We start from the raw sequence: 19084 nt of genomic DNA on the forward strand, positions 1-19084 counted from the left end.
GAATCAGGCGTCGGGCGCCCGTCGGTCGGTGACGAGGGTCATCAGGGGGGCGCCGAGGTGGTGTGCGGGGCCGCCGTCCCGCGGCGCCGGGCCGTCCACGTCGAGGGCCTGCGGGTCCAGCAGTTCCGCGAGGCCGGTCGCCCGGCCGTGGTCCGTGAGACCGGGCACGGCAACGTTGTCGAGCCCGCCCCGTACGTCCACGAGCCGCACCACGATGTCGTCGCGCTGGAAGATCGTGCTGCTCAGCAGCGGCGTGAGCGGGTCCGCGGACGCTGCCTCGTCCTGCCGGGCCAACAGCTCGGCCAGGCGCATACCGCACCCTTCTCGGGCCGGGTAGTACAGCGCCTGCCGCACGGCGTCCGCGCTGTCCCGGTCCGACGCGACATGGTGTACGGCGGGCAGCGCCGCGCGGGTGAAGAAGAGCCTGGCGGCCTCGGGGTCGTCGAGGTCCCGGTCCTGCTCCAGATACGGGTTGAGGGCCTCCTCGACGGCCCGCACCTCGGGCTGCCTGGCGACATGACGCAGCGCGGTCACCAGGTCGCCCCGCACCTCGATGGCCCGGACCACCCGGTTGCCGTGCATGAACAGGGAGGTGCGGCACAACTGGGTGGTGTCATCGACCCGCGACGCGGGTGAGGCGTATCCGGCCAGGATCTCGGCCACGGTCCTTTCGCTGCCCGGCTTGACCGTGAAGGTGAGGGCGTGCCTGACCAGACCGTCACCGACCCTCGCCACCGCCTGAAGCCCACCGGTGCCCGGCCCGCCGGCCGCCCCCGGGGCGCCGGTCTCGCGGACGACGTGGAAGCGCAGTGACCGGGTCTCCCTGACACACGTGCGCAGCGGCTCCACCATCCGTATGTGTTCCTCACTGTTCACCCAGGTGAGGAAGGGCGGAGCGCTCTCCCACTCGCTCGTGATGAGCCATTGCGTGGAGTTCTCGATGGACTGGCACAGCTGGTCGCTGACGTGTCCGGGGAGGGACGCGATCTGGCTGCACAGCTGCTCGTACGCCTCCAGGAACTGCTGCTGGGTACCGTCGTGGATGTCCACCAGCAGGACCACACGCAGCCGGGAGCCGTCGAACACGGACTGAGAGACACGATGCGACGCCTCTCGTATGAAGGGTTCCGAAACACGTTCGGACGTGGAGGTCATCCTGCGCACATCTCCTTGGCGGGCAACGAACCGGACGGGTCTCGATCACGTCGATGCGCCTCCGACGTGCTTCGATCCCCTCGATCCTGAGCCCGCTGCCGGCAGCGCGCGACTCGTGTGCAACTGGTCGGGCGACCTTGGGGCCGGGCGGAGCAGGCCCGTTCAGGCGAGGTGAGCGAAGACCACCAGGTTGTCCGTGTAGTCCTTGATCGTGCGGTCGTAGTCACCCGCACAGGTGATGAGCCGGACCTGTGCCTGGGGCGTGTCGGCGTACACACGCCGGCTGGGGAAGTGCTCCTTGTCGAACGTCTCCACGGTGTCGACCACGAACGACGCTGTGCGCCCGTCGGCGCGTCTGACCTCGAAGGTGTCCCCCTTCTCCAGTGCACCGAGGTCCGCGAAGACCGCCGCCGAGGTGGCCGTGTCGACGTGACCGGCGATGATCGCGGTGCCCGCCTCTCCCGGGGAGGCGCCCTTGGCATGCCAGCCGACGAGATTGGTGTCGCCGGCCGGGGGCGGCTGGAGCTGTCCGTTGCGGCCGATGGCGAGTGCCGTGAAGGGGGCGTCGACGGAGATCTTCGGAATGAGCAGGCGTACGGGTCTGGCGCGCGGCAGATGTCTGCCCGCGGCCCGTCCGGCCGGTGGAGCCGCGGCAGCGTCGGTGTGAGGGGTCCGGGACGGGCGGGAGGCGTCGGACGACTCGGTGTCGGTCCCGCCGAACAGGCCCATGACCAGTACGAGGGCCGCTGCCACACCTCCCATCAGCACTTTGGTGCGCAGCGGGTGGTCTGCGGGGGAAGAGGGACGGGCTGCCATCGGACGCTGCCTCACGAGGGTGGAAGGACGATCGGACGAGGGGCCGGCACGCGGGCACCGGCCGGGCCGCCACGCGGCGCGCGCGTGGCGGCCGCAGCGGCTATCGCATCCGGCATGGGTCAGGCCACGCTTCCGGCGGTCTTCCTACGCCGCGCCGCGTACAGACCGGTGCCGGCGACCGCCAGGACGGCCAGCCCACCCGCGGTCACGGACGGCGAGGCCAGTGCACCGCCTCCGGTGTGCATTCCTCCGCTGGGCTTCTCCCCGCGGTCGCTCCACTCGTCGCCGTCCGGCTTGCCGCCCCAGGAGTCCTCTTCCTGCCTTCCACTGCCGCCGTCCTTGCCGTGCTCCTTGTAGGTCTCGGGGTCGAACCTGGGGTCCTGCGCGGTGTCCGAGCCGTCCGCGTTCACGGCGGTCAGGGCCCCGCCCCCGGTGTGCATGCCCCCGCGCGGCGAGTCGTGGCCGCCGTCCTTGTCGTGCTCCTTGCTGTAGGAGGAGTCGGTGTGGTCTTCCCAGTCGTTGCCGGCCGCTTGAGCGCCGGGGGCGCCGAGAACGAGGACGGTCGAGGCCGCCGCGGTGGCAAGAAACATGCGAGCAGAGTGCATCTGTCATTCCCTTCGCCGAGGAGCGGACAGCTGGCGCTTCGTCAGCTGAGACGACCCGTCCTCGACGTGATCCACCGTCAGTGCGCGGAGTGCCTCTCACCACCGGGGACGATCATGCGGGTGAACACACCCGCGTGGCGACGGGAGCGGAACGACCAGCGCACGGCGCGGCCGACCCGCGTCGTCGAGGGGGCGGGTCGGCCGTGTCCCGCAAGGTCAGGCCGGCGCCAGCAGAGTGGTCAGGGCATGACGCAGTGCCGTCTCGGGGTTGGGCTCCGGCGCCGCGGCCCGCCAGGCCACGAACCCGTCGGGGCGGACAAGTACGGCACCTCCAGGCGATGTTCCATGAGCGGCCGACCAGTCCGTCTCGCCCTCGGGGGTCAGCTCGGCGCCGGCGGCGCTGCCCACCCGGTAGGAGGTCAGGGGGGCGGACGTCGAGGCGGCCACCCGGACGGCCGCCTCGTGCCAGCCACTTGGCCGATCGGCGTCGCTGAGCAGGACGAACGACCGCTCGTAGAGATCCAGAGTGGAGATCCGTTCACCCCGGTGGCGGACCGTCAAGTGAGGCGCCCTGCTGCCGGGTTCCCCGGACAGGTCGAAGCGTTCCGGTACGACCGGCGCCTCGGGGTCGGTACCGATGACGGCACCCTGCGGGTATCGGTAGCCGAGGACCGCGCCGAGCATGCCGCGTTGCGGTCCCCCGCCGCCGCCACCGCCCATGCCGGGCGGCGGGGCGAAGCCGGGGTGGCTGTGTTCCACGGACCGCTCGGAGGCGCGGGCACTGGTCGCCTCGGCCACCGGGCGCCGCTCGGCGTCGTAGGTGTCCAGCAGCCCCTCCCCCGCCCAGCCGCCGAGCACCGCGGCGAGTTTCCACGCGAGGTTGTGCGCGTCCTGGATACCGGTGTTGGAACCGAAGGCCCCGGTGGGTGACATCTCGTGGGCCGAGTCACCGGCAAGGAAGACCCGACCTGCCCGGTAGCTGCGGGCGACCCGCTGTGCGGCGTTCCAGGGCGCCTTGCCGGTGACCTGTACGTCGAGGTCGGCCACTCCGACCGCGCGCCGGATGTGCTCGGCACACCGTTCGTCGGTGAACTCCTCCAGTGTCTCGCCGTTTTCGGGATGCCAGGGAGCGTGGAACACCCACTTCTCCTGGTTGTCCACCGGCAGCAGCGCCCCGTCGGCCTCCGGGTCGGTCAGGTAGCAGACGATGAACCGGCGCTCGCCGACGACCTCGGCGAGGCGTCGGGACCGGAAGGTGATGCTGACGTTGCTGAACAGGTCGCCAGGACCGCTCTGGGCGATACCGAGCTGCTCGCGCACGGGGCTGCGGGGGCCGTCCGCGGCTACGAGGTAGTCGGCGCGGACGGTGGTGTGCTCGCCCGTCTCCCGGCTCTTGACCACGGCGGTGACGCCGGAGGGGTCGCTGTCGAACGACAGCAGTTCGGTGCCGTAGCGCAGGTCGCCGCCGAGCCGCTCAGCGTGGGCGAGCAGCACCGGCTCCAGGTCGTTCTGGCTGCACAGGCACCAGGAGCTGGGGCTGAAGCGAGCCAGTGCGCCGCCGGCGTCGATCTCCCTGAAGAGCCACTCGCCCGCGTCTCCCACCAGGGTGGGTGTCTGGAGAATCCCGTGGTTGTCGTTCAGGGTGGCGGCGGCCTCCCGGATTGCCGGCTCGACCCCGGCCGTCCGGAACAGCTCCATCGTACGGACGTTGTTCCCGCGTCCGCGCGGGTGAAGGGACGTGCCGGTGTGGCGCTCCACCAGGGTGTGCCGTACGCCCAACCGGCTCAGGAACAACGACGTGGACAGGCCGACGAGCGAGCCGCCGACGATGAGGACAGGGACGCGGTGCTCCGTGCGGTCGGTCTGATCGTCTCTTCGTGCCATGGCCCGCCTCCGGCTCGTTGTGTCTGTCGACTCGGCCGGATTCGGCCGCGAGCCTCATCCATGCCCCCCGGCATCGGCGCGGGCCCAAGCTTCACCCGCTCAACTCGCCGGGTTCGCCGAGTCAGCGGACACGTCCGCGATCTCGGCCGTGCTGTGCGCGCGTCCGCCCATCGCCGGGGCAGTTGCGGCAGGAGAGTGTGCGCGCGCATATTCGACCTGCCTGTTCTCTGTCTGCGTCCACACCCTTCTTCCCGGCAAGGAGCCTCCCGGTGGCCCACACCACGCCCGACAGGTGGAACGCGCACTACGCCGACGGTGGCGCGTTCCGTCGGCTCGGTGACGCCGAACGCCAGTTGCTCGCTCAGCACGCGCCCGCCTCGGACGGCGCCCTCGCCCTGGACGTCGGCTGCGGGCTCGGGGAGCTGGCCCGCCATCTGGCCGGCAGCGGCTACACCGTCGACGCCCTCGACCACGCCGACGCCGCCCTCACCCGCGCCCGCGCCGACACCGCGCCGGGCACGCCCGTCACCTACCTGCTGGGCGACATCGAGCATGACGGCACGGACGAACTGCCGCACCCCGCATACGACTTGATCACCTTCCGGCTGAGCTGGGCTTTCCTGAACGACCGCACCCGGGTGCTGCACCGGCTGCGTGAACGCCTGCGCCCCGACGGCATCCTGTGCGTCATCACGCCCCTCGCCGCCACCGTCCCGGAGGGCAAGCGGGGCATCGCCCTGGACGAGGAAGAACTCGGTCTGCTGTGCGCGGGCTGGAAGGACGCCGAACGCCACGACGCCGACGGCCTGGCGTTTCTCGTTCTGCGAGGGCCGATCCCGCTTCCGGTCCGGTACGCCGGCAAGGGGCGGCCCTCCCCGCATGCCCTGACCGGAGCCGGCGTCGTCGTCACCGATCCGCAGGGGCGGGTCCTGCTCGGCCGGTCTGCCCGCCGGGAGGTCTGGGAACTTCCGGGCGGCAAGAACGACGCCGACGAGGACTTCCTCGCCGCGGCCGTGCGGGAGCTGGAGGAGGAGACCGGGTTGACCGCCCACGCGGCGGACGCGCGACTGCTCGCCCTGCTGATGGACTCCGTCCACGGCATGCCGCGGCTGACCGCCGCCGTCCGCGTCCGCGCCTTCAGCGGCGAACCGGCCGTCCGTGAACCGGACTTGATCAGGCGGTGGGAGTGGATGGAGCCCGCCGACCTGCCTCAGCTGGCCCAGCCGCTGTTCACGCCGAGCGCGCACGTCATCGACACCGTCTGGCCCGGACTGCTGCCCGGCCTGCCACCCGTCCATCGCTATCCGATCGCGCCCGCCGCACCCCCGGCACCCACCGAACAGACCGCGCCGTGAAGGTCGGCGCCCCCGCGCTGCTGACACCGGCGTGGCCCCCCCAGCGGCAGGGTGCGGCAGGTGGGGTCGGCGTGGCCTGTCGGGCGGCGAAGTGGCTGGGGGACCGCGCCCCGACGAAGACGTCCCGAACGGTGAGCGCGGTGACGGCGTGGTCCGTGCCGCGCCCTTGTCCGGGACGGCGCCGCGCACGACCGTGGCGGCCTCCGCGGGCTCGTCTCCGCCGGGTGGAGCGCGGGTACGGAAGCCTGCCCGCGGCTCGCCGCAGGTGCTCCCCCACCGGAACGTGCCGGAGCACGGGGCACGAGCTCCCGCCGTCCGCTACCTGCGGCTGCGCACCAACAGGTAGAGGAAGTAGGGCGTTCCGATCATCGCGGTCACCATGCCGGCGCCGAGTTGGGCGGGTGCGATCACCGTGCGGCCCAGCAGGTCCGCACTGCACACCAGGCCGGCGCCGAGCAGCATGGCCACCGGGATCACGCGGACGTGTTGTCGGCCCACCAGGGCGCGGGCCGCGTGCGGGGCGACGAGCCCCACGAAACCGATCGTGCCGGCGGCGGCGACGGCCGTGGCGCTGAGCAGGACACCCAGGGCGAGGAGTCCGAGGCGTTCGCGTGCCAGGTCGATGCCCAACAGCCGCGGGGTGTCCCCGTCGAGCGACACGAGGTCCAGCTCCGCACGCCGCAGCACCGCCACGACCGCCCCCAGGGGCACCACGGCCGCGAGCGGCACGATGTCCGGCATGGTGCGCCCGTAGGTGGAACCGGACAGCCAGGTGAGGGCCTTGACCGCGTTGAACGGGTCGGTGAGGACGATGAACAGGCTGATCAGGGCTGAGGCGGCAGTGGCGACGCCGATGCCGACGAGGACGAGCCGGTTCTGCTGGAACCCGCCCCGGGCGGCGAGTCCGAAGACGATGAGGGAACTGAGCGCGGCGCCCGCGAACGCCGCACCCGCCAGCCCCCACGAGTCGGCCGTCGGCACGGTCGTCACCAGCAGTACGGCGCCCAGCGCGGCCCCGCCGGACACCCCGAGGACGGCGGGTTCGGCGAGCGGGTTGCGGGTCACGGCCTGGATGAGTGTGCCGGACAGGGCGAGGGCCGCGCCCGCGAGCACGGCCGCGAGAACGCGGGGCACCCGGGTGTCGAGCACGAACGACACGGTCCGGCCCGCCCTGCCCTCCGCCCAGTTGACGACGTCGCCCAGGAGCAGCTTGGCGTCGCCGAGCAGCACGGCGGCGATCACCACCCCGACGAGGACCAGCGCCAGCACGACCGTGACGCCGGCGAAGACCGCCCGGCTTCTGATGCGCAGACGGTCGGGTGCCGTGGCGGCGGCGGTGTCCTTCAGCCTGACGGCCATGACGACGAGGAAGACGGCGCCGACGAGGCTGGTGACCACGCCGGTCGGCACGGCGACCGCCAGGTCCGCCGGCACCAGGGAGCGCAGCAGCACGTCCGAGCCGAGGACGAGCGCCGCACCGGTCAGGCCCGTGACCGGAAGGCTCGCCCGCGACCGGGTGAAGGCCCGGAACCTGCGGGCCAGGGCGCGCACCAGGGCGGGCGCGCACAGGCCGACGAAGCCGATCGGCCCGGCCAGGGTGACCGCTGCCGCGGCGAGCACGGCCGCGAGCACGACCACCGTGATCCGGGTGGCGCGGACCGGGACACCGAGGCCACGGGCCGCGTCGTCGCCGAGGGCCAGGGCGTCGACCCGGCGGGCGACCGCCAGCAGCCCGAGCACAGCCGCGAGGCCGACGGGCGCCAGCTGGGCCACCCCGTCGAAGCCGTTCTGGGCGATGCTGCCCTGGTTCCACTGGTAGAGCCCGTGGGTCTCCTCCGGGAACAGCAGGAGCAGCCCCTCCGTGACGGCGTTGAGACCGAGCATGAGGGCGGTGCCGGCGAGCACGAGGCGTACGGTGCCGGCGCCCAGGCCGGACAGGCCCAGTACGACGGCCGCCGCGGCCAGCCCGCCGAGGAGTGCGACACCGGAGGAGGCGAGCAGCGGCAGCGACACGCCCGTGACGGCGGCCAGCCCGAGGGCCAGGTAGGAACCGGCGTTGACGGCAAGGGTGTCGGGGGACGCGAGGACGTTGCGGCTGACGGCCTGGAGGGCGGCGCCCGCCGTCCCGAGCATGGCCCCGACCAGAATTCCGGCGATCATGCGGGGCAGCCGGGAGGCGATGACGACGGAGGCGTCGGCCGGGTCGGCGTGGCCGGTGAGGGCCTTCCACACCTCACCGGCGCCGACGGATGCGGTGCCCTGCGTGAGGTCGACGACCGCGAGGGCCGCGACGAGCAGGAGCAGGGCGGCCGTCACCGTGGCCGCGCCCGTCCGGGACGTGGCCACCGGCGGACGGGTGGCGGGGGTGGTCGCGGTGACGGCCATGGTGTTACTTCGTCAGCTCGGCGACGACGGAGTCGATGTACTGGCCCATCGACTCGGGGCCGCCGAACATCCAGATGCCGTCAGGCAGCCGGTGCACGTTGCCCTTCTTCACGAACGGCAGCGAGGTCCACACCTTGTCCTTGGCCAGTGCGCCCGTCCAGGGTGTGCTGCTCTCGTCGTCGTCGTTGCCGATGTAGGCGAACTGCACGTCGTCACTGAGCTTGGTGAGTCCCTCGACGTCGGTGGTGCCCAGCCCGTAGCTCTGGTCGCCCTTGACCGTCCAGTCGTTCTCCAGGCCGAGCCGCTCGTTGACCGCGCCGATGAGCGAGCCGCTGGTGTACGGGCGGATCGAGACCTGGTGGGAGATGTCGTAGCCGTCGGCGAAGGCGTACTTGGCGCCGTCGAGACCGGCGTCCGCGAGGGCCTTCTTGCCCGCGGTGACCTTCGCGTCGAACGCGTCCTTGATCTTCTCGGCCTGCTGGGTGGTGCCGGTGGCCCGGGCGAGCAGGTCGAGGTTCTCGTTCATCTGCCCGATCGGGTCGGCGGCGTCGGCGGACCGCACCTCGACGACCGGGGCGATCGCACGCAGCTGCTTCACGGCGGCGGGCGGCAGGTCGGTGCTGGCGACGATGAGGTCCGGCACGAGGGCGGCGATGGTGTCCATGCTGGGCTCGCCCCGGGTGCCGATGTCCTTGGGCTCGTTCTTCAGCGGGACCGCCTGGTCCCAGGTCTTGTAGCCCTTGACGTCGGCGACGCCGACCGGGTCGACACCCAGCGACAGGAGCAGCTCGACCTCGTGCCACTCGGTGCCGACGACCTTCTTGGCCGGTCCGTCGAGTTCGACCTTCTTGCCGGAGGCGTCGGTGAGCGTGACGGCCTGGCTCGCCGCCTTCGTTTCCTTGCTGTCGGCGGCGGGCTCGGTCGTACCGCAGGCGGTCAGGGTGAGCGCCGCGGCGGTGGCGGCCGCCGCGGTCATCAACAGTCGTCTCATGAGGGGGTGTTGAGCCTTTCGCTTCGCGTGTGGTGCCGGCCGATCGCGCGGGTGCGCAGATGGCCCGTCAGGGGGTCGGTTCCGACTTCGATGCGGATGCCGTAGACGTCGGTCAGCCGCTGGGCGGTCAGTACGTGTGCGGGGAGGCCGTCGGCGACGATCCGCCCTGCGTGCAGCAGCACGATCCGGTCCGCGAGGGCGGCGGCCTGGTCGAGGTCGTGCAGGACGGCACCGACGGCGATGTCATGGTCGTCGGCCAGGTCGCGGACGAGGTCGAGGAGTTCGATCTGATAGCGCAGGTCCAGGTAGGTCGTCGGCTCGTCGAGGAGGAGGACGCCGGTCTCCTGGGCGAGACAGCCCGCCAGCCACACGCGCTGGAGCTGTCCGCCGGAAAGATGTTCCGCGCCCCGGTCGGCGAGGGCCGCGACTCCCGTCATGGCCAGCGCCCGGTCCACCGCGGCCCGGCCGTCCGGGTCAGCCTTGCCCCAGCGGCCCCGGTAGGGATAGCGGCCGAACTCGACGACATCCCTCACCGTCAGTCCGCTCGGCGTGGGCCGGCCCTGTGTCAGCAGGGCCACCCGGCGGGAGAACTCGCGAGGAGTCAGTGCCAGACCGTCCGTGCCGTCGATGACGAGCGTGGCGGTCCTCGGCTGCTGCAGGCGCGCGAGTGTCCGCAGCAGGGTCGACTTCCCGCTGCCGTTCGGCCCCACGAGCACGGTCACTTCGCCCGGCCGCAGCGTCACCGAGGCGTCGTGCACGACGTCGACGCCGTCGTAGGCCACGGTGACAGCCGTGGCGGACAGTTCATGACCGCGGGGGCGCACCGCCGCAGGATTGTCTTCACCTGATCGCACGGAACGAAGGTTAGCCTAACCTAATAACCACTCCCGGGCGCGGGGGTCATCACCGAGTGACGCGGTCGCGCATCACATTCATGCGGCGGTTCCGCTCGCCCCGGAGAACCCCGCAGAGGACCGAGCCGCCCACCGTGCACCCGCGCGCACCCGCTGACGGCGCGGCACTAGTCCGGCTCGACATCCGGCATGATGCAAGAGTTTCAGGCCGGGAAACGCACCTTGAACAGCTCACATGCTTGATCGTTGCACCATGTCTGAAAAATCCTTCATGTCTTTGCGCAAGGCGCGCGGAGGACATAAGGATGACGGCCGCAAGTGCATGACAGACCGTCCGCCATCATCCGAAGGGCTCTCTTCATGGACCGCAACCGTCCCCGAATCCGCCTGCGCCTGAGATTCGCAGCCGTACTCGCCCTGTTCCTCGGTGCGCTTCTCACGCCGCCGGCGTTGGCCGCACCGTCCACAGGAGCACGCGAGGACTCAGTGGTGGCGACGTTCAACGTCACCGCGTACACACAGTGGGGCCAGCAGGTCTACGTGACCGGCAACCGCCCGGAACTGGGGTCGTGGAATCCGGACCAGGCCGTGCCGCTCTCCTCGGCCGCCTACCCGACCTGGTCGGCGACCGTGATCCTGCCCGCCGACACCGCCCTGGAGTACAAGTACATCATCAAGGCGGTCAACACCCCCGTCGTATGGGAGAGCGGCCCCAACCGCACCACCGTCACCCCGCCGACAGGCACCTACATCACCCACGAGACCTTCCGTAACTGACACTCGGCGGCGAGGGCCGGGCGCGACTGCCCGGCCCTCCGGACGCGGCTGCGCATGCGCCGGTCACCGCTCGAACACCGGTCGTCGGGGCCGTTGAGCGAATCGTGCACCTCGCGCACTGCCCTCACGAGGCAGATCATGTCCTGGCTGGAAAGGCCGCTCTTCGAACGCCGGCCGGACAGGACGCCTCACCGCCTCAAGCCCCCGCCTGAATGTCCCCCCGGGTCGAGGAGGCGATGGCGTCGCGGTGGGCGAAGTCGCCCGGGGGGATGCCGGGATGGTGTCCGAGGCGGTCGGGTGCTGCGATGACCGCGGGGCCGAGGGTGAGCCGGGAGACGATTCGGTAGCGGTCACCGCGGTACAAGGAGTGCACGTACTCGACGGGCTGCCCCTTGGTGTCTGAGGTGAGCCGCTCGAAGAGCAGTGCCGGGGACAGCTCGGGCACGTCGAGCAGTTCCGCCTCGGCGCGGGTGACCACGGTCGGCTCGATCGCCTGCACCGCCTCCCGGACGTGCACGCCGTGCTGCCGACGGAGGTGCTCGTAGAGGTCACCGGCCTCGAGTTCCTCCGCGGACAGGGCGGGGACCAGCTCGGCCCTGATGTGCAGGTGCTCGATGGCCATCGGGGCGCCGTCGACCAGGCGCAGCCGCGCGACGTACACGATCTCGGCGGCGGGCGAGATCCGCAGCCTGCGGCCCACGCGCGCGCCGGCGGGGATGGTGGTGAACTCCAGCAGCCGGCTCGACCAGGCGCCCGCGGCCGGCGGCACGGTCATGGACTGCTCGGTGGAGACGAGTTCCTGGGTGATCTTCTCGGGGGCCACGAACATGCCCCGGCCGTGTTCGCGCACCAGCAGGCCCGCGGCGACGAGCTCGTCCACCGCCGCGCGCAGGGTCGGGCGGGACACTTCCAGCCGGGCGCACAGGGCGCGCTCCGAGGGGATGGCGTCACCGGGACGGCGGGACTCCACCAGGTCGAGGAGGTACTCGCGGACGCGCTCGCGTTTGAGCACCGCACCAGGTGCATCGGCCTTCATGCGGACCCCCTTGCTGTGAACCCTGAGCCGACCAGAGGATCAGGCAACCAGTTGACCACTTGACCAGTGGTCAGCCAGCGGTTCCCTTTCCCGGCGGACGAAGTGTAGCCGCAGGGCATCGACGGTCGTCAGCGCATCCGCCGCCTTCTCCAGTAAAACCCTTGTCTGCGGCGGGGGTTGACGCCGCAATTGGTCTATGCCACCTTCATCCTCACCTCAACAAGCAACCTGACCACCAACCCCCACTGGTCAGGTGGTCAAGTGGCCAGGCGGTCCGATGGCGCCCTCCGGAGGTGCCACCTCCCCCCGGGTTCCGCTCCCGTCGCAGCCACACATCGCTCGGATCGACGCCCTCGGCATCCCCACCACCCCTGACGCACACCCTGTCCCATTCCGGGAAACACCCCCACCTTTCTGGAGGGAACAACGATGAGATCCACAACGAACCGGTGGCGCGCCACCGCAGCGACCGCCATCGCGGTGGGCATGGGCGTCGCCGCGCTCACCGCGCTCCCGGCCACCGCGAACGCGGCGACCGACGCCCTGAGCGTCCAGTACCGGACGAGCGCCACCGGTGCCGGCGCCGACCAGGCGGAGCCATGGTTCAAGGTGAAGAACACCGGCACCAGCACCGTCTCCCTGCAAAGCGTCAAGATCCGCTACTACTTCAAGGCGGACTCGGCCAACTCGACCTATCGCTTCGCCTGTTCATGGGCCGTCAAGGGCTGTGCCAACATCACCGGCACCTTCGGCACCCTCGCCAACCCCACCACAACGGCGGACCGGAAGCGCTGGAAAGCAGGGTCTACGTCGGGTTCAGTGCCGGATCGATGATCTTGAGCCGTCATCTCACCGACCATTCCGCCGACGTCATCGGGGACACCAGGGACCTCCACGTGCTCGGGGCGACGACCATTCAGCCGCCGTTCGGCCTCTTCGACTGGTATCTCAAGCCTCACCTGTACTCGCCCGATTTCCCCGAGCGGGACGACGCCTGGGCTGATCGCATCGCCGCGCGGGCGGACTTCCCGATCTACTTCATCGACGACGAGACGGCCGTTCGCGTCCGGGACGGCAAGACGGATGTCATCTCGGAAGGCCGGTGGCGGTTCCATCCGTGACTCGCTCTGCGGACATTCTTGCCCGGTCAGGCGCTGGGCCTCGGTCTGAACCATCTCCCTGACACCCGTTTGCTCAGACGATGCCCGCCACCCCGCATACTTCATGGATGGACACCTCAAGGTCTGCCTGGCGAAACACCACGCACGACTGGGCAAACACCGTCGACCACGACCACCTTGAGCGCATCCGCCAGGCCCCGGCCGCCTTCGCTCCCGGCGGCCTCCTCCACCTGATCCTGGAAGTCATCGCCTATGCGGCGGATGAGGCGGAGTCAGACAACGGCGGCCACTGCCGCATCGTCCTCCATCCGGACGGGTCGGTGAGCGTGGCCGACAACGGACGGGGCACCGATACGCGACGCGACGAGCACGGACTCGTCGTGAAGAAGCCCGTCATGGCGACAAGGGACCTCCGGTTCTTCGACAACCCTGACACGCCGTCCCTTCCCGACACACATCCTCGCCAGGGCATGTCCGTCGTCGCCGCGCTCAGCACATGGCTCGTCCACACGAACCGCCGGCGCAACGGCTCCTGGACACAGCGGTACGAGCACGGCGTGCCCACCACCGATCTGCGCCCGGTCGCAGACGACCGCACGACCGGGACCACCGTCCACTTCCTGCCGGACGAGTTCCTGCGTACAGCAGGTGGCGCAGCGGCCGATGATCTGGCACGGCTGGCCACAGCGTGGCCGCACCTCTCCATCGAAATCGACGACCGCCGCGGCGTCTGAGACACGCTCAGCAGACAAGGCCGGCATGACGAAGGTTCGCCGGCGGCCCCGTCCGAGGCACAGCACGTCGCCGCCACCGGCGCCGAGGGGGTTCTGACCCTCCTGGCCCTTGTCAGCAACGGCGACTTCCTGCCCTACGGGACCTTCCGGTGCAGACTCCGGCCGATCCGAGGGGGCAGGGCTCAGGGCCGCCGGTAGGGCCGGCAGAGCAGGTCCTTGAGGTTGCCGTCGTCGAGGCAGACACGCACGAGCGCGGCTCCGCCGGGGACATTGGCCGGAACGGCGAAGCTGCTGTAGGTCTTGGTCGTGCCGCACGCCGTGTCGGCGGCGTAGGAGCCGGCCGAGCCCAACCTCGCGCCGGCGGCGTCGTAGGTGTACACCCAGGTACGTCGGCAGTACTCCGGGCCGGCCGCGCTCACCGACTTGTGTGTTCCCGCCACCGCGATCGAGCGGTCGTACCAGGTGATCGTTCCCATCGTCCACGTGTTGCCGACCTCGATGGGCTCGACGGGAGTGACGGGGTAGGCGGAGGTCTGAGCGCCGGCGGCAGGAGCGCCCAGCAACGTGCCCGCGGTCAGCACGGCGGAGCCGAGCACGGCGGCGAGATGCGTCTTCATGTGTTCTCCAGGGTGGGGTGGGCCGGTTGCGGCTTCACATCCTGGACGGGCCTGCCACCTGCGGCCCACCTCTTAAGCCACGCCTTAAAGGGGGCGCCGTGACGGCGGGAACGGCCATGCGCCACCGCAGGACCGTGGCGCTGCGCTCCCGGGGCTCACCCCTGGGTCAGGGAGCCGGTCCGCAACAGGGCCAGTCCGAGGGGGGTGATGAAGTGCAGTACGGACCCGCCTCGGCGGCTGGTGGTGATGAGGTCCGTGTTCCGCAGCACGCTCGCGTGCTGACTGGCCGCTGCGGGAGTGACGTTGAGGCGGCGTGCCAGCTCGGTGGTCGTGCAGCCTTCCGCCGTCACCTGCAGAGCAGCGGCTCGCGTGCGGCCGAGCAGAGACTCCAGGTTCCGCACGGTGGAGTCCTCCGACTCGCCCAACTCCGTACCGGTCAGCGGCCGGCGAAGGGCCGGCACGGTCAACCGGGGCGGCTGGGTGATGTCGAGCGGGTCCCACAGCAGACTCACCGGCAGCTTCGAGAAGACCGTGGGCGTGATGATCAGCCCCCTGCCCTGCAGGCGCACCTCCACCCGCCGCGGGTAGGGAGCTTCGAGGACGGGCGGACGCCAGCGCACCAGGGGTGGGCAGATCGAGCGCAGCAACAGATCGGTGCCGCCCTCCAGCACCAGGTTCGCGCAACGGGTGGACAGCGCGACCAGTTCGGACCGCCCTCGATGCCAGTACGGCTCCACGGTCAGCCGGTGGCAGGCGCGCACCGCTTCGGCGAGCTCCCGCAGGGCGTCCCGGTCCCCCTCGGACACCCGCCTGGCCCAGGGCAGGTGTGCGGGGTGGAAGTCGAGACCTTCGAACTCGCGTCGCAACCGGGACACCGGGGCGTGCAGCAGGTTGTCCACGGCGTGGTCCAGAGAAACCACATCACCCATCAGCGCCAGCAGATCAAGTCCGGGGCCGCGCACCGGGATGAGCGACGTCAGGGGGCGTGTGTCCGCTCCCATCCGCCCCGCCACCGCTGACCGCCACGACCGCAGGTGAGGCAGGTCCCGCTTCTCCCTCAGCAGCTCCAGGCTGTAGTAGATCTCCGCCGCGACGCCGATGGTCGCCGCCACCCGGGTCCGGGCAAGGTCTTCCGCCGTGAAGTGAACGCGTAACACCAACCGGCCCCCCTGACACGGCGACAGAGCGCGTGAACGCACCCTCAGCATGCCCCAACCCGGCACACCCCAAGAGCCACTCCCGGCCAAAGCCGTGCCCCGTCCTCCCGCCACCACCGCGTCCCGGCCTTGCCCCGGAGGTACCGGCACCTGAAGCCGACGTCTCAGAACACCCGTAAAGCACACTCGTGAAGAACGCCCACGCAGAACACCTGTGAAAGACGCCCGCAAGGGAGAGGAACCGCCGCCCGGCCGCGAGAGGGGGCGCTGCCGGAGTTCACCGCGTCCGGCGCACTCCCGAGGATGAGCGCGCTGACGACGACACCACCTGGCACGGCGGGACCTCAAGGACGGATACACGGGTCGAGACCTGGCGCATGTGCCGTGCCGGGAGTCTCAGCCGTTCAGCCGCCTCAGGGCACCGCCCGTCCCGCCGCCGGCCTGAGTAGCCCGGCGGCGATGAGCAGGCGCGGCGTCGGCCCCGGTGCGGCGGCTCAGCCCCCGCTGCTCTCCCGGACGACGACCCGATGGCCGACGACCACATCCCGGTACGGGGCGGTGGAGTCGGGGGCGTCCACGCGGTCCAGGAGCAGGGTGACCGCGAGGCGGGCGATCTCCCGTTTGTCGGGGGCGACGGTGCTCAGGCTGGGCACGCTGAACCGCGAGGCCTGGATGTCGTCGAAACCGATCACGTCGATCTCGTCGGGCACCCGCACACCGGCCTCGTGCAGGGCGCGCAGGGCGCCGAGCGCCAGGTTGTCGTTCAGGCACAGCAGCGCGTCCGGCGGGGAGGCGTCCCGTGCCGCACTGGCGGCGGCCTCGGCGCCGTCCCGCCAGTGATAGGCCTCCACCGGCACCACCAGGTCGGCCTCGAAGGGCAGCCCAGCCGCGGCCAGGGCCTCGCGGTAGCCGTCGGTGCGCAGCCGGTCGGTGCCCTGTCTGCCGCGCAGGGTGCCGCCGATGACCGCGATACGGCGGCGCCCCCGGGCCAGCAGGTGTTCGGTGGCCTCGCGTGCGGCGCGCACGTTGTCGATACCGACGTGGTCGGTGTGTCCTTCGGCGGAGTGTTCGCCGAGCAGTACCAGGGGCAGCCGGCGGTCGCGGGTGGCGAGGTCGCGGGGCAGCAGGGACAGGGGGCTGAGGATCACTCCGTCGCAGAACTGGGTGTCGAAGCCGTGGAGTGCGGCCAGTTCACGGTCGCGCTCTCCGCCGGTGTGGTCGATCAGTACGGTGCGGCCGTGGCGTCCGGCCGCCTCCATGACATGGCGGGCCAGTTCGGAGAAGTACGCGACGTCGAGTTCGGGCACGGCGAGGGTGATCATGCCGGTGCGGCCCTGGCGCAGTTGGCGGCCGGCGATGTTCACGCGGTAGCCGAGGGCGTCGATCGCCTCCTGGACGGCTGTGCGGGTCCGTTCCGAGACGTGTTCGTAGTTGTTGATCACGTTGGAGACGGTTTTGGGTGAGACGCCGGCGTACTCCGCCACGTCCTTGATCCTCGGTCTGGCCGCCACGCTGCCCTTCCTTCCGAACTCCGGTGATCATACCGATCACGGAGAGCGCTTTCCGGCCACCGGTTCCCGCAGAATCTGCGCCCGAGCTATTTACATCGATGTAATCGGCATGGTGCCATGTGGCCGCACCATCCGCATCACGCACCGACCTGCACACTCGCCACGAGGAGCACCATGCCCGACCCGTACCTCCCGGACGAACCACCCCGCCCCGAGTACCCCAGGCCCCAGTTCGTGCGGGACGCCTGGCTGAACCTCAACGGTGAGTGGCAGTTCGAGATCGACCGGTCCGACACCGGTCTGGAACGCGGCCTCCCCGACCGCGACCTGGCCGACCGCATCCTCGTCCCGTTCTGCCCGGAGTCGGAGCTGTCCGGCATCGGTGAGACGGACTTCCTGGAGGCGGTCTGGTACCGGCGCACCGTGACCGTGCCCGCCGAGTGGACCGACGCCCGCGTCCTGCTGCACTTCGGGGCCGTCGACCACGACACCACCGTGTGGGCCAACGGCCAGGAGGTCGCCCGTCATCGCGGCGGCTTCACTCCCTTCACCGCCGACCTCGGCGACGTGGTCGCGGCGGGCGAGGAACTCACCGTCGTCGTCCGCGCCCGGGACAGCCGGCACACCGTGCAGGCCCGCGGTAAGCAGGCCACCTGGTACGCCAACTCGCACTGCCACTACACCCGGACCACCGGCATCTGGCAGACCGTGTGGCTGGAGCCGGTCCCCCGGACGGTCGCCCTGCGCCGCCCCCGCATCACCCCCGAGCTGGCCACCGGCTCCTTCCTGGTCGAGCTGCCGCTGTCCGCGAACGTCGCCGGGCACCGGGTGCGCGCCACGCTCAGCGACGCCGACGGCGTCGTCGTCGCCGCCGAGGGGCGCGCCGACCTCGACCTGTGCCCGCGGCTGACGCTCGCCGTCCCGGAGGCGCGGCAGCGCACCTGGTCGCCCGCCGATCCCCACCTGTACGACCTCGCCCTGGAGGTCCTCGGCCCGGACGGGGAGGTCGTCGACGCCGTCCGTTCCTACGCCGGCCTGCGCTCGGTCTCGGTGCGCGGCAAGGAGCTGCTCCTCAACGGCGAGCGGATCTTCCAGCGGCTGGTGCTGGACCAGGGCTACTACCCCGACGGGCTGATGACCGCGCCCAGCGACGCCGCGCTGCTGCGGGACATCGAGCTGGGGCTCGCGGCCGGCTTCAACGGCGCCCGGCTGCACCAGAAGGTCTTCGAGGAGCGCTTCCTCTACCACGCGGACCGGCTCGGTTACCTGGTGTGGGGCGAGTTCGGGGACTGGGGCTGCGAGGTCGGTGTCCGCGACGACAACCAGCGGCCCGACGCCTCGTTCGTCACCCAGTGGATCGAGGCCCTGGAGCGGGACCACTCCCACCCCTCGATCGTCGGCTGGTGCCCGCTGAACGAGACGTACCAGAACCTGCACGACCGCATCACCGTGCTGGACGACGTCACCCGCGGCATGTTCCTCGCCACCAAGCAGGCCGACCCGACCCGGCCGGTCATCGACGCCTCCGGCTACGCGCACCGGGTGCCGGAGACGGACGTCTACGACTCGCACTGCTACGAGCAGGACCCGGTGGCGTTCGCCAAGATCATGGCCGGGCTCGCCGCGGACCGGCCGTACGTCAACACCGGCCCCGAGGGCCGCGCCTGGTCGGTGCCCTACCGCGGACAGCCCTACTTCTGCAGCGAGTTCGGCGGGATCTGGTGGGACCCGGAGGCCGCCGCGGCGGCCGGTGACGACTCGGCGAACTCCTGGGGGTACGGCGAACGACCGCGCACCGAGGCGGAGTTCGTGGAGCGCTTCCGCGGCCTGACCGGCGTGCTGCTCGACGACCCGGGCATGTTCGGCTACTGCTACACCCAGCTCACCGACGTCTTCCAGGAGCGCAACGGCGTCTACCGCTTCGACCGCTCCGAGAAGGCCGACACGGCGGCTCTGCGCGAGGCCCAGGTGCGTGAGGCGGCGTACGAGAACACGCCGTAACGCCGGATCGCCGCTCGCCGTGAGCGGACACACCGCCCCCTGCTCAAGATTTACATCGATGTAAGAAGCAGCATGTGGTGGGCGG

General features: G+C 71.0%; 15 protein-coding genes and 2 pseudogenes. 6 read left to right on the forward strand and 11 right to left on the reverse strand.

What is annotated here, in order from left to right; genetic code table 11:
* Window positions 1–3: 3 nt before the first annotated feature.
* The 4 genes from DI272_RS01925 to DI272_RS01940 all read right to left on the reverse strand — a co-directional run bounded on the left by DI272_RS01925 (window position 4) and on the right by DI272_RS01940 (window position 4460).
* Window positions 4–1155, reverse strand: coding sequence for a SchA/CurD-like domain-containing protein (locus DI272_RS01925; protein ID WP_109493386.1), 1152 nt, complete (start codon window positions 1153–1155; stop codon window positions 4–6).
* Between the two features lie 162 nt (window positions 1156–1317).
* A complete protein-coding gene (locus DI272_RS01930; RefSeq protein ID WP_109493387.1) occupies window positions 1318–1917 on the reverse strand; it encodes a class F sortase in 600 nt (199 codons plus the stop codon).
* 173 nt (window positions 1918–2090) lie between these two features.
* Window positions 2091–2561: a hypothetical protein gene (locus DI272_RS01935; protein WP_258314429.1), complete on the reverse strand. Its 471-nt coding sequence runs from the start codon at window positions 2559–2561 to the stop codon at window positions 2091–2093.
* Between the two features lie 231 nt (window positions 2562–2792).
* Window positions 2793–4460, reverse strand: coding sequence for an FAD-dependent monooxygenase (locus tag DI272_RS01940; protein WP_109493389.1), 1668 nt, complete (start codon window positions 4458–4460; stop codon window positions 2793–2795).
* A gap of 269 nt (window positions 4461–4729) precedes the next feature.
* Between DI272_RS01940 and DI272_RS01945 the strand changes: the two genes are divergently transcribed.
* Window positions 4730–5815, forward strand: coding sequence for a bifunctional class I SAM-dependent methyltransferase/NUDIX hydrolase (locus DI272_RS01945; RefSeq protein WP_109493390.1), 1086 nt, complete (start codon window positions 4730–4732; stop codon window positions 5813–5815).
* Between the two features lie 318 nt (window positions 5816–6133).
* Here DI272_RS01945 and DI272_RS01950 read toward each other — a convergent pair whose 3' ends face one another.
* The 3 genes from DI272_RS01950 to DI272_RS01960 are packed head-to-tail and all read right to left on the reverse strand — an operon-like array spanning window position 6134 to window position 10045.
* Window positions 6134–8200, reverse strand: a complete 2067-nt coding sequence (locus DI272_RS01950; protein ID WP_109493391.1) for an iron ABC transporter permease — start codon at window positions 8198–8200, stop codon at window positions 6134–6136.
* A 4-nt stretch (window positions 8201–8204) separates the two neighbouring features.
* Window positions 8205–9191 (reverse strand): iron-siderophore ABC transporter substrate-binding protein, encoded by a 987-nt coding sequence (locus DI272_RS01955; RefSeq protein ID WP_109493392.1) that lies wholly within the window; start codon window positions 9189–9191, stop codon window positions 8205–8207.
* On the reverse strand, window positions 9188–10045 hold the full coding sequence (locus DI272_RS01960; protein WP_109493393.1) for an ABC transporter ATP-binding protein: 858 nt from the start codon (window positions 10043–10045) through the stop codon (window positions 9188–9190). The genes DI272_RS01955 and DI272_RS01960 overlap by 4 nt, the downstream gene beginning before the upstream one ends.
* Window positions 10046–10534: 489 nt before the next feature.
* Between DI272_RS01960 and DI272_RS01965 the strand changes: the two genes are divergently transcribed.
* Window positions 10535–10822, forward strand: a complete 288-nt coding sequence (locus DI272_RS01965; protein WP_258314430.1) for a carbohydrate-binding module family 20 domain-containing protein — start codon at window positions 10535–10537, stop codon at window positions 10820–10822.
* A 196-nt stretch (window positions 10823–11018) separates the two neighbouring features.
* Here DI272_RS01965 and DI272_RS01970 read toward each other — a convergent pair whose 3' ends face one another.
* The gene (locus DI272_RS01970) at window positions 11019–11858 is read right to left on the reverse strand and encodes a GntR family transcriptional regulator (RefSeq protein ID WP_109493395.1); all 840 of its coding nucleotides are present in this window, start codon (window positions 11856–11858) and stop codon (window positions 11019–11021) included.
* A 429-nt stretch (window positions 11859–12287) separates the two neighbouring features.
* Between DI272_RS01970 and DI272_RS01975 the strand changes: the two are divergent.
* The 3 genes and pseudogenes from DI272_RS01975 to DI272_RS01985 form a co-directional block, all read left to right on the forward strand.
* Window positions 12288–12644: pseudogene (locus tag DI272_RS01975) on the forward strand (cellulose binding domain-containing protein); the annotation flags it as partial.
* Window positions 12632–12979: pseudogene (locus DI272_RS01980) on the forward strand (Type 1 glutamine amidotransferase-like domain-containing protein); the annotation flags it as partial. The pseudogenes DI272_RS01975 and DI272_RS01980, both read left to right, overlap by 13 nt.
* A gap of 80 nt (window positions 12980–13059) precedes the next feature.
* A complete protein-coding gene (locus DI272_RS01985) occupies window positions 13060–13713 on the forward strand; it encodes an ATP-binding protein (RefSeq protein WP_258314431.1) in 654 nt (217 codons plus the stop codon).
* A 182-nt stretch (window positions 13714–13895) separates the two neighbouring features.
* On the opposite strand, the gene DI272_RS01990 is transcribed toward DI272_RS01985, so the two are convergent.
* From DI272_RS01990 to DI272_RS02000, 3 genes are all read right to left on the reverse strand, one after another.
* On the reverse strand, window positions 13896–14330 hold the full coding sequence (locus DI272_RS01990; RefSeq protein WP_109493397.1) for a hypothetical protein: 435 nt from the start codon (window positions 14328–14330) through the stop codon (window positions 13896–13898).
* Between the two features lie 155 nt (window positions 14331–14485).
* Entirely contained in the window at window positions 14486–15442 is a 957-nt protein-coding gene (locus tag DI272_RS01995; RefSeq protein WP_258314432.1) for a helix-turn-helix transcriptional regulator, read from the reverse strand.
* 539 nt (window positions 15443–15981) lie between these two features.
* On the reverse strand, window positions 15982–16998 hold the full coding sequence (locus tag DI272_RS02000; protein ID WP_109493398.1) for a LacI family DNA-binding transcriptional regulator: 1017 nt from the start codon (window positions 16996–16998) through the stop codon (window positions 15982–15984).
* A gap of 174 nt (window positions 16999–17172) precedes the next feature.
* Between DI272_RS02000 and DI272_RS02005 the strand changes: the two genes are divergently transcribed.
* Window positions 17173–18999 (forward strand): glycoside hydrolase family 2 protein, encoded by a 1827-nt coding sequence (locus DI272_RS02005; RefSeq protein WP_109493399.1) that lies wholly within the window; start codon window positions 17173–17175, stop codon window positions 18997–18999.
* The last annotated feature ends 85 nt before the right edge of the window (window positions 19000–19084 follow it).

The organism is Streptomyces sp. Act143, from assembly GCF_003143935.1.
Taxonomy (GTDB): domain Bacteria; phylum Actinomycetota; class Actinomycetes; order Streptomycetales; family Streptomycetaceae; genus Streptomyces.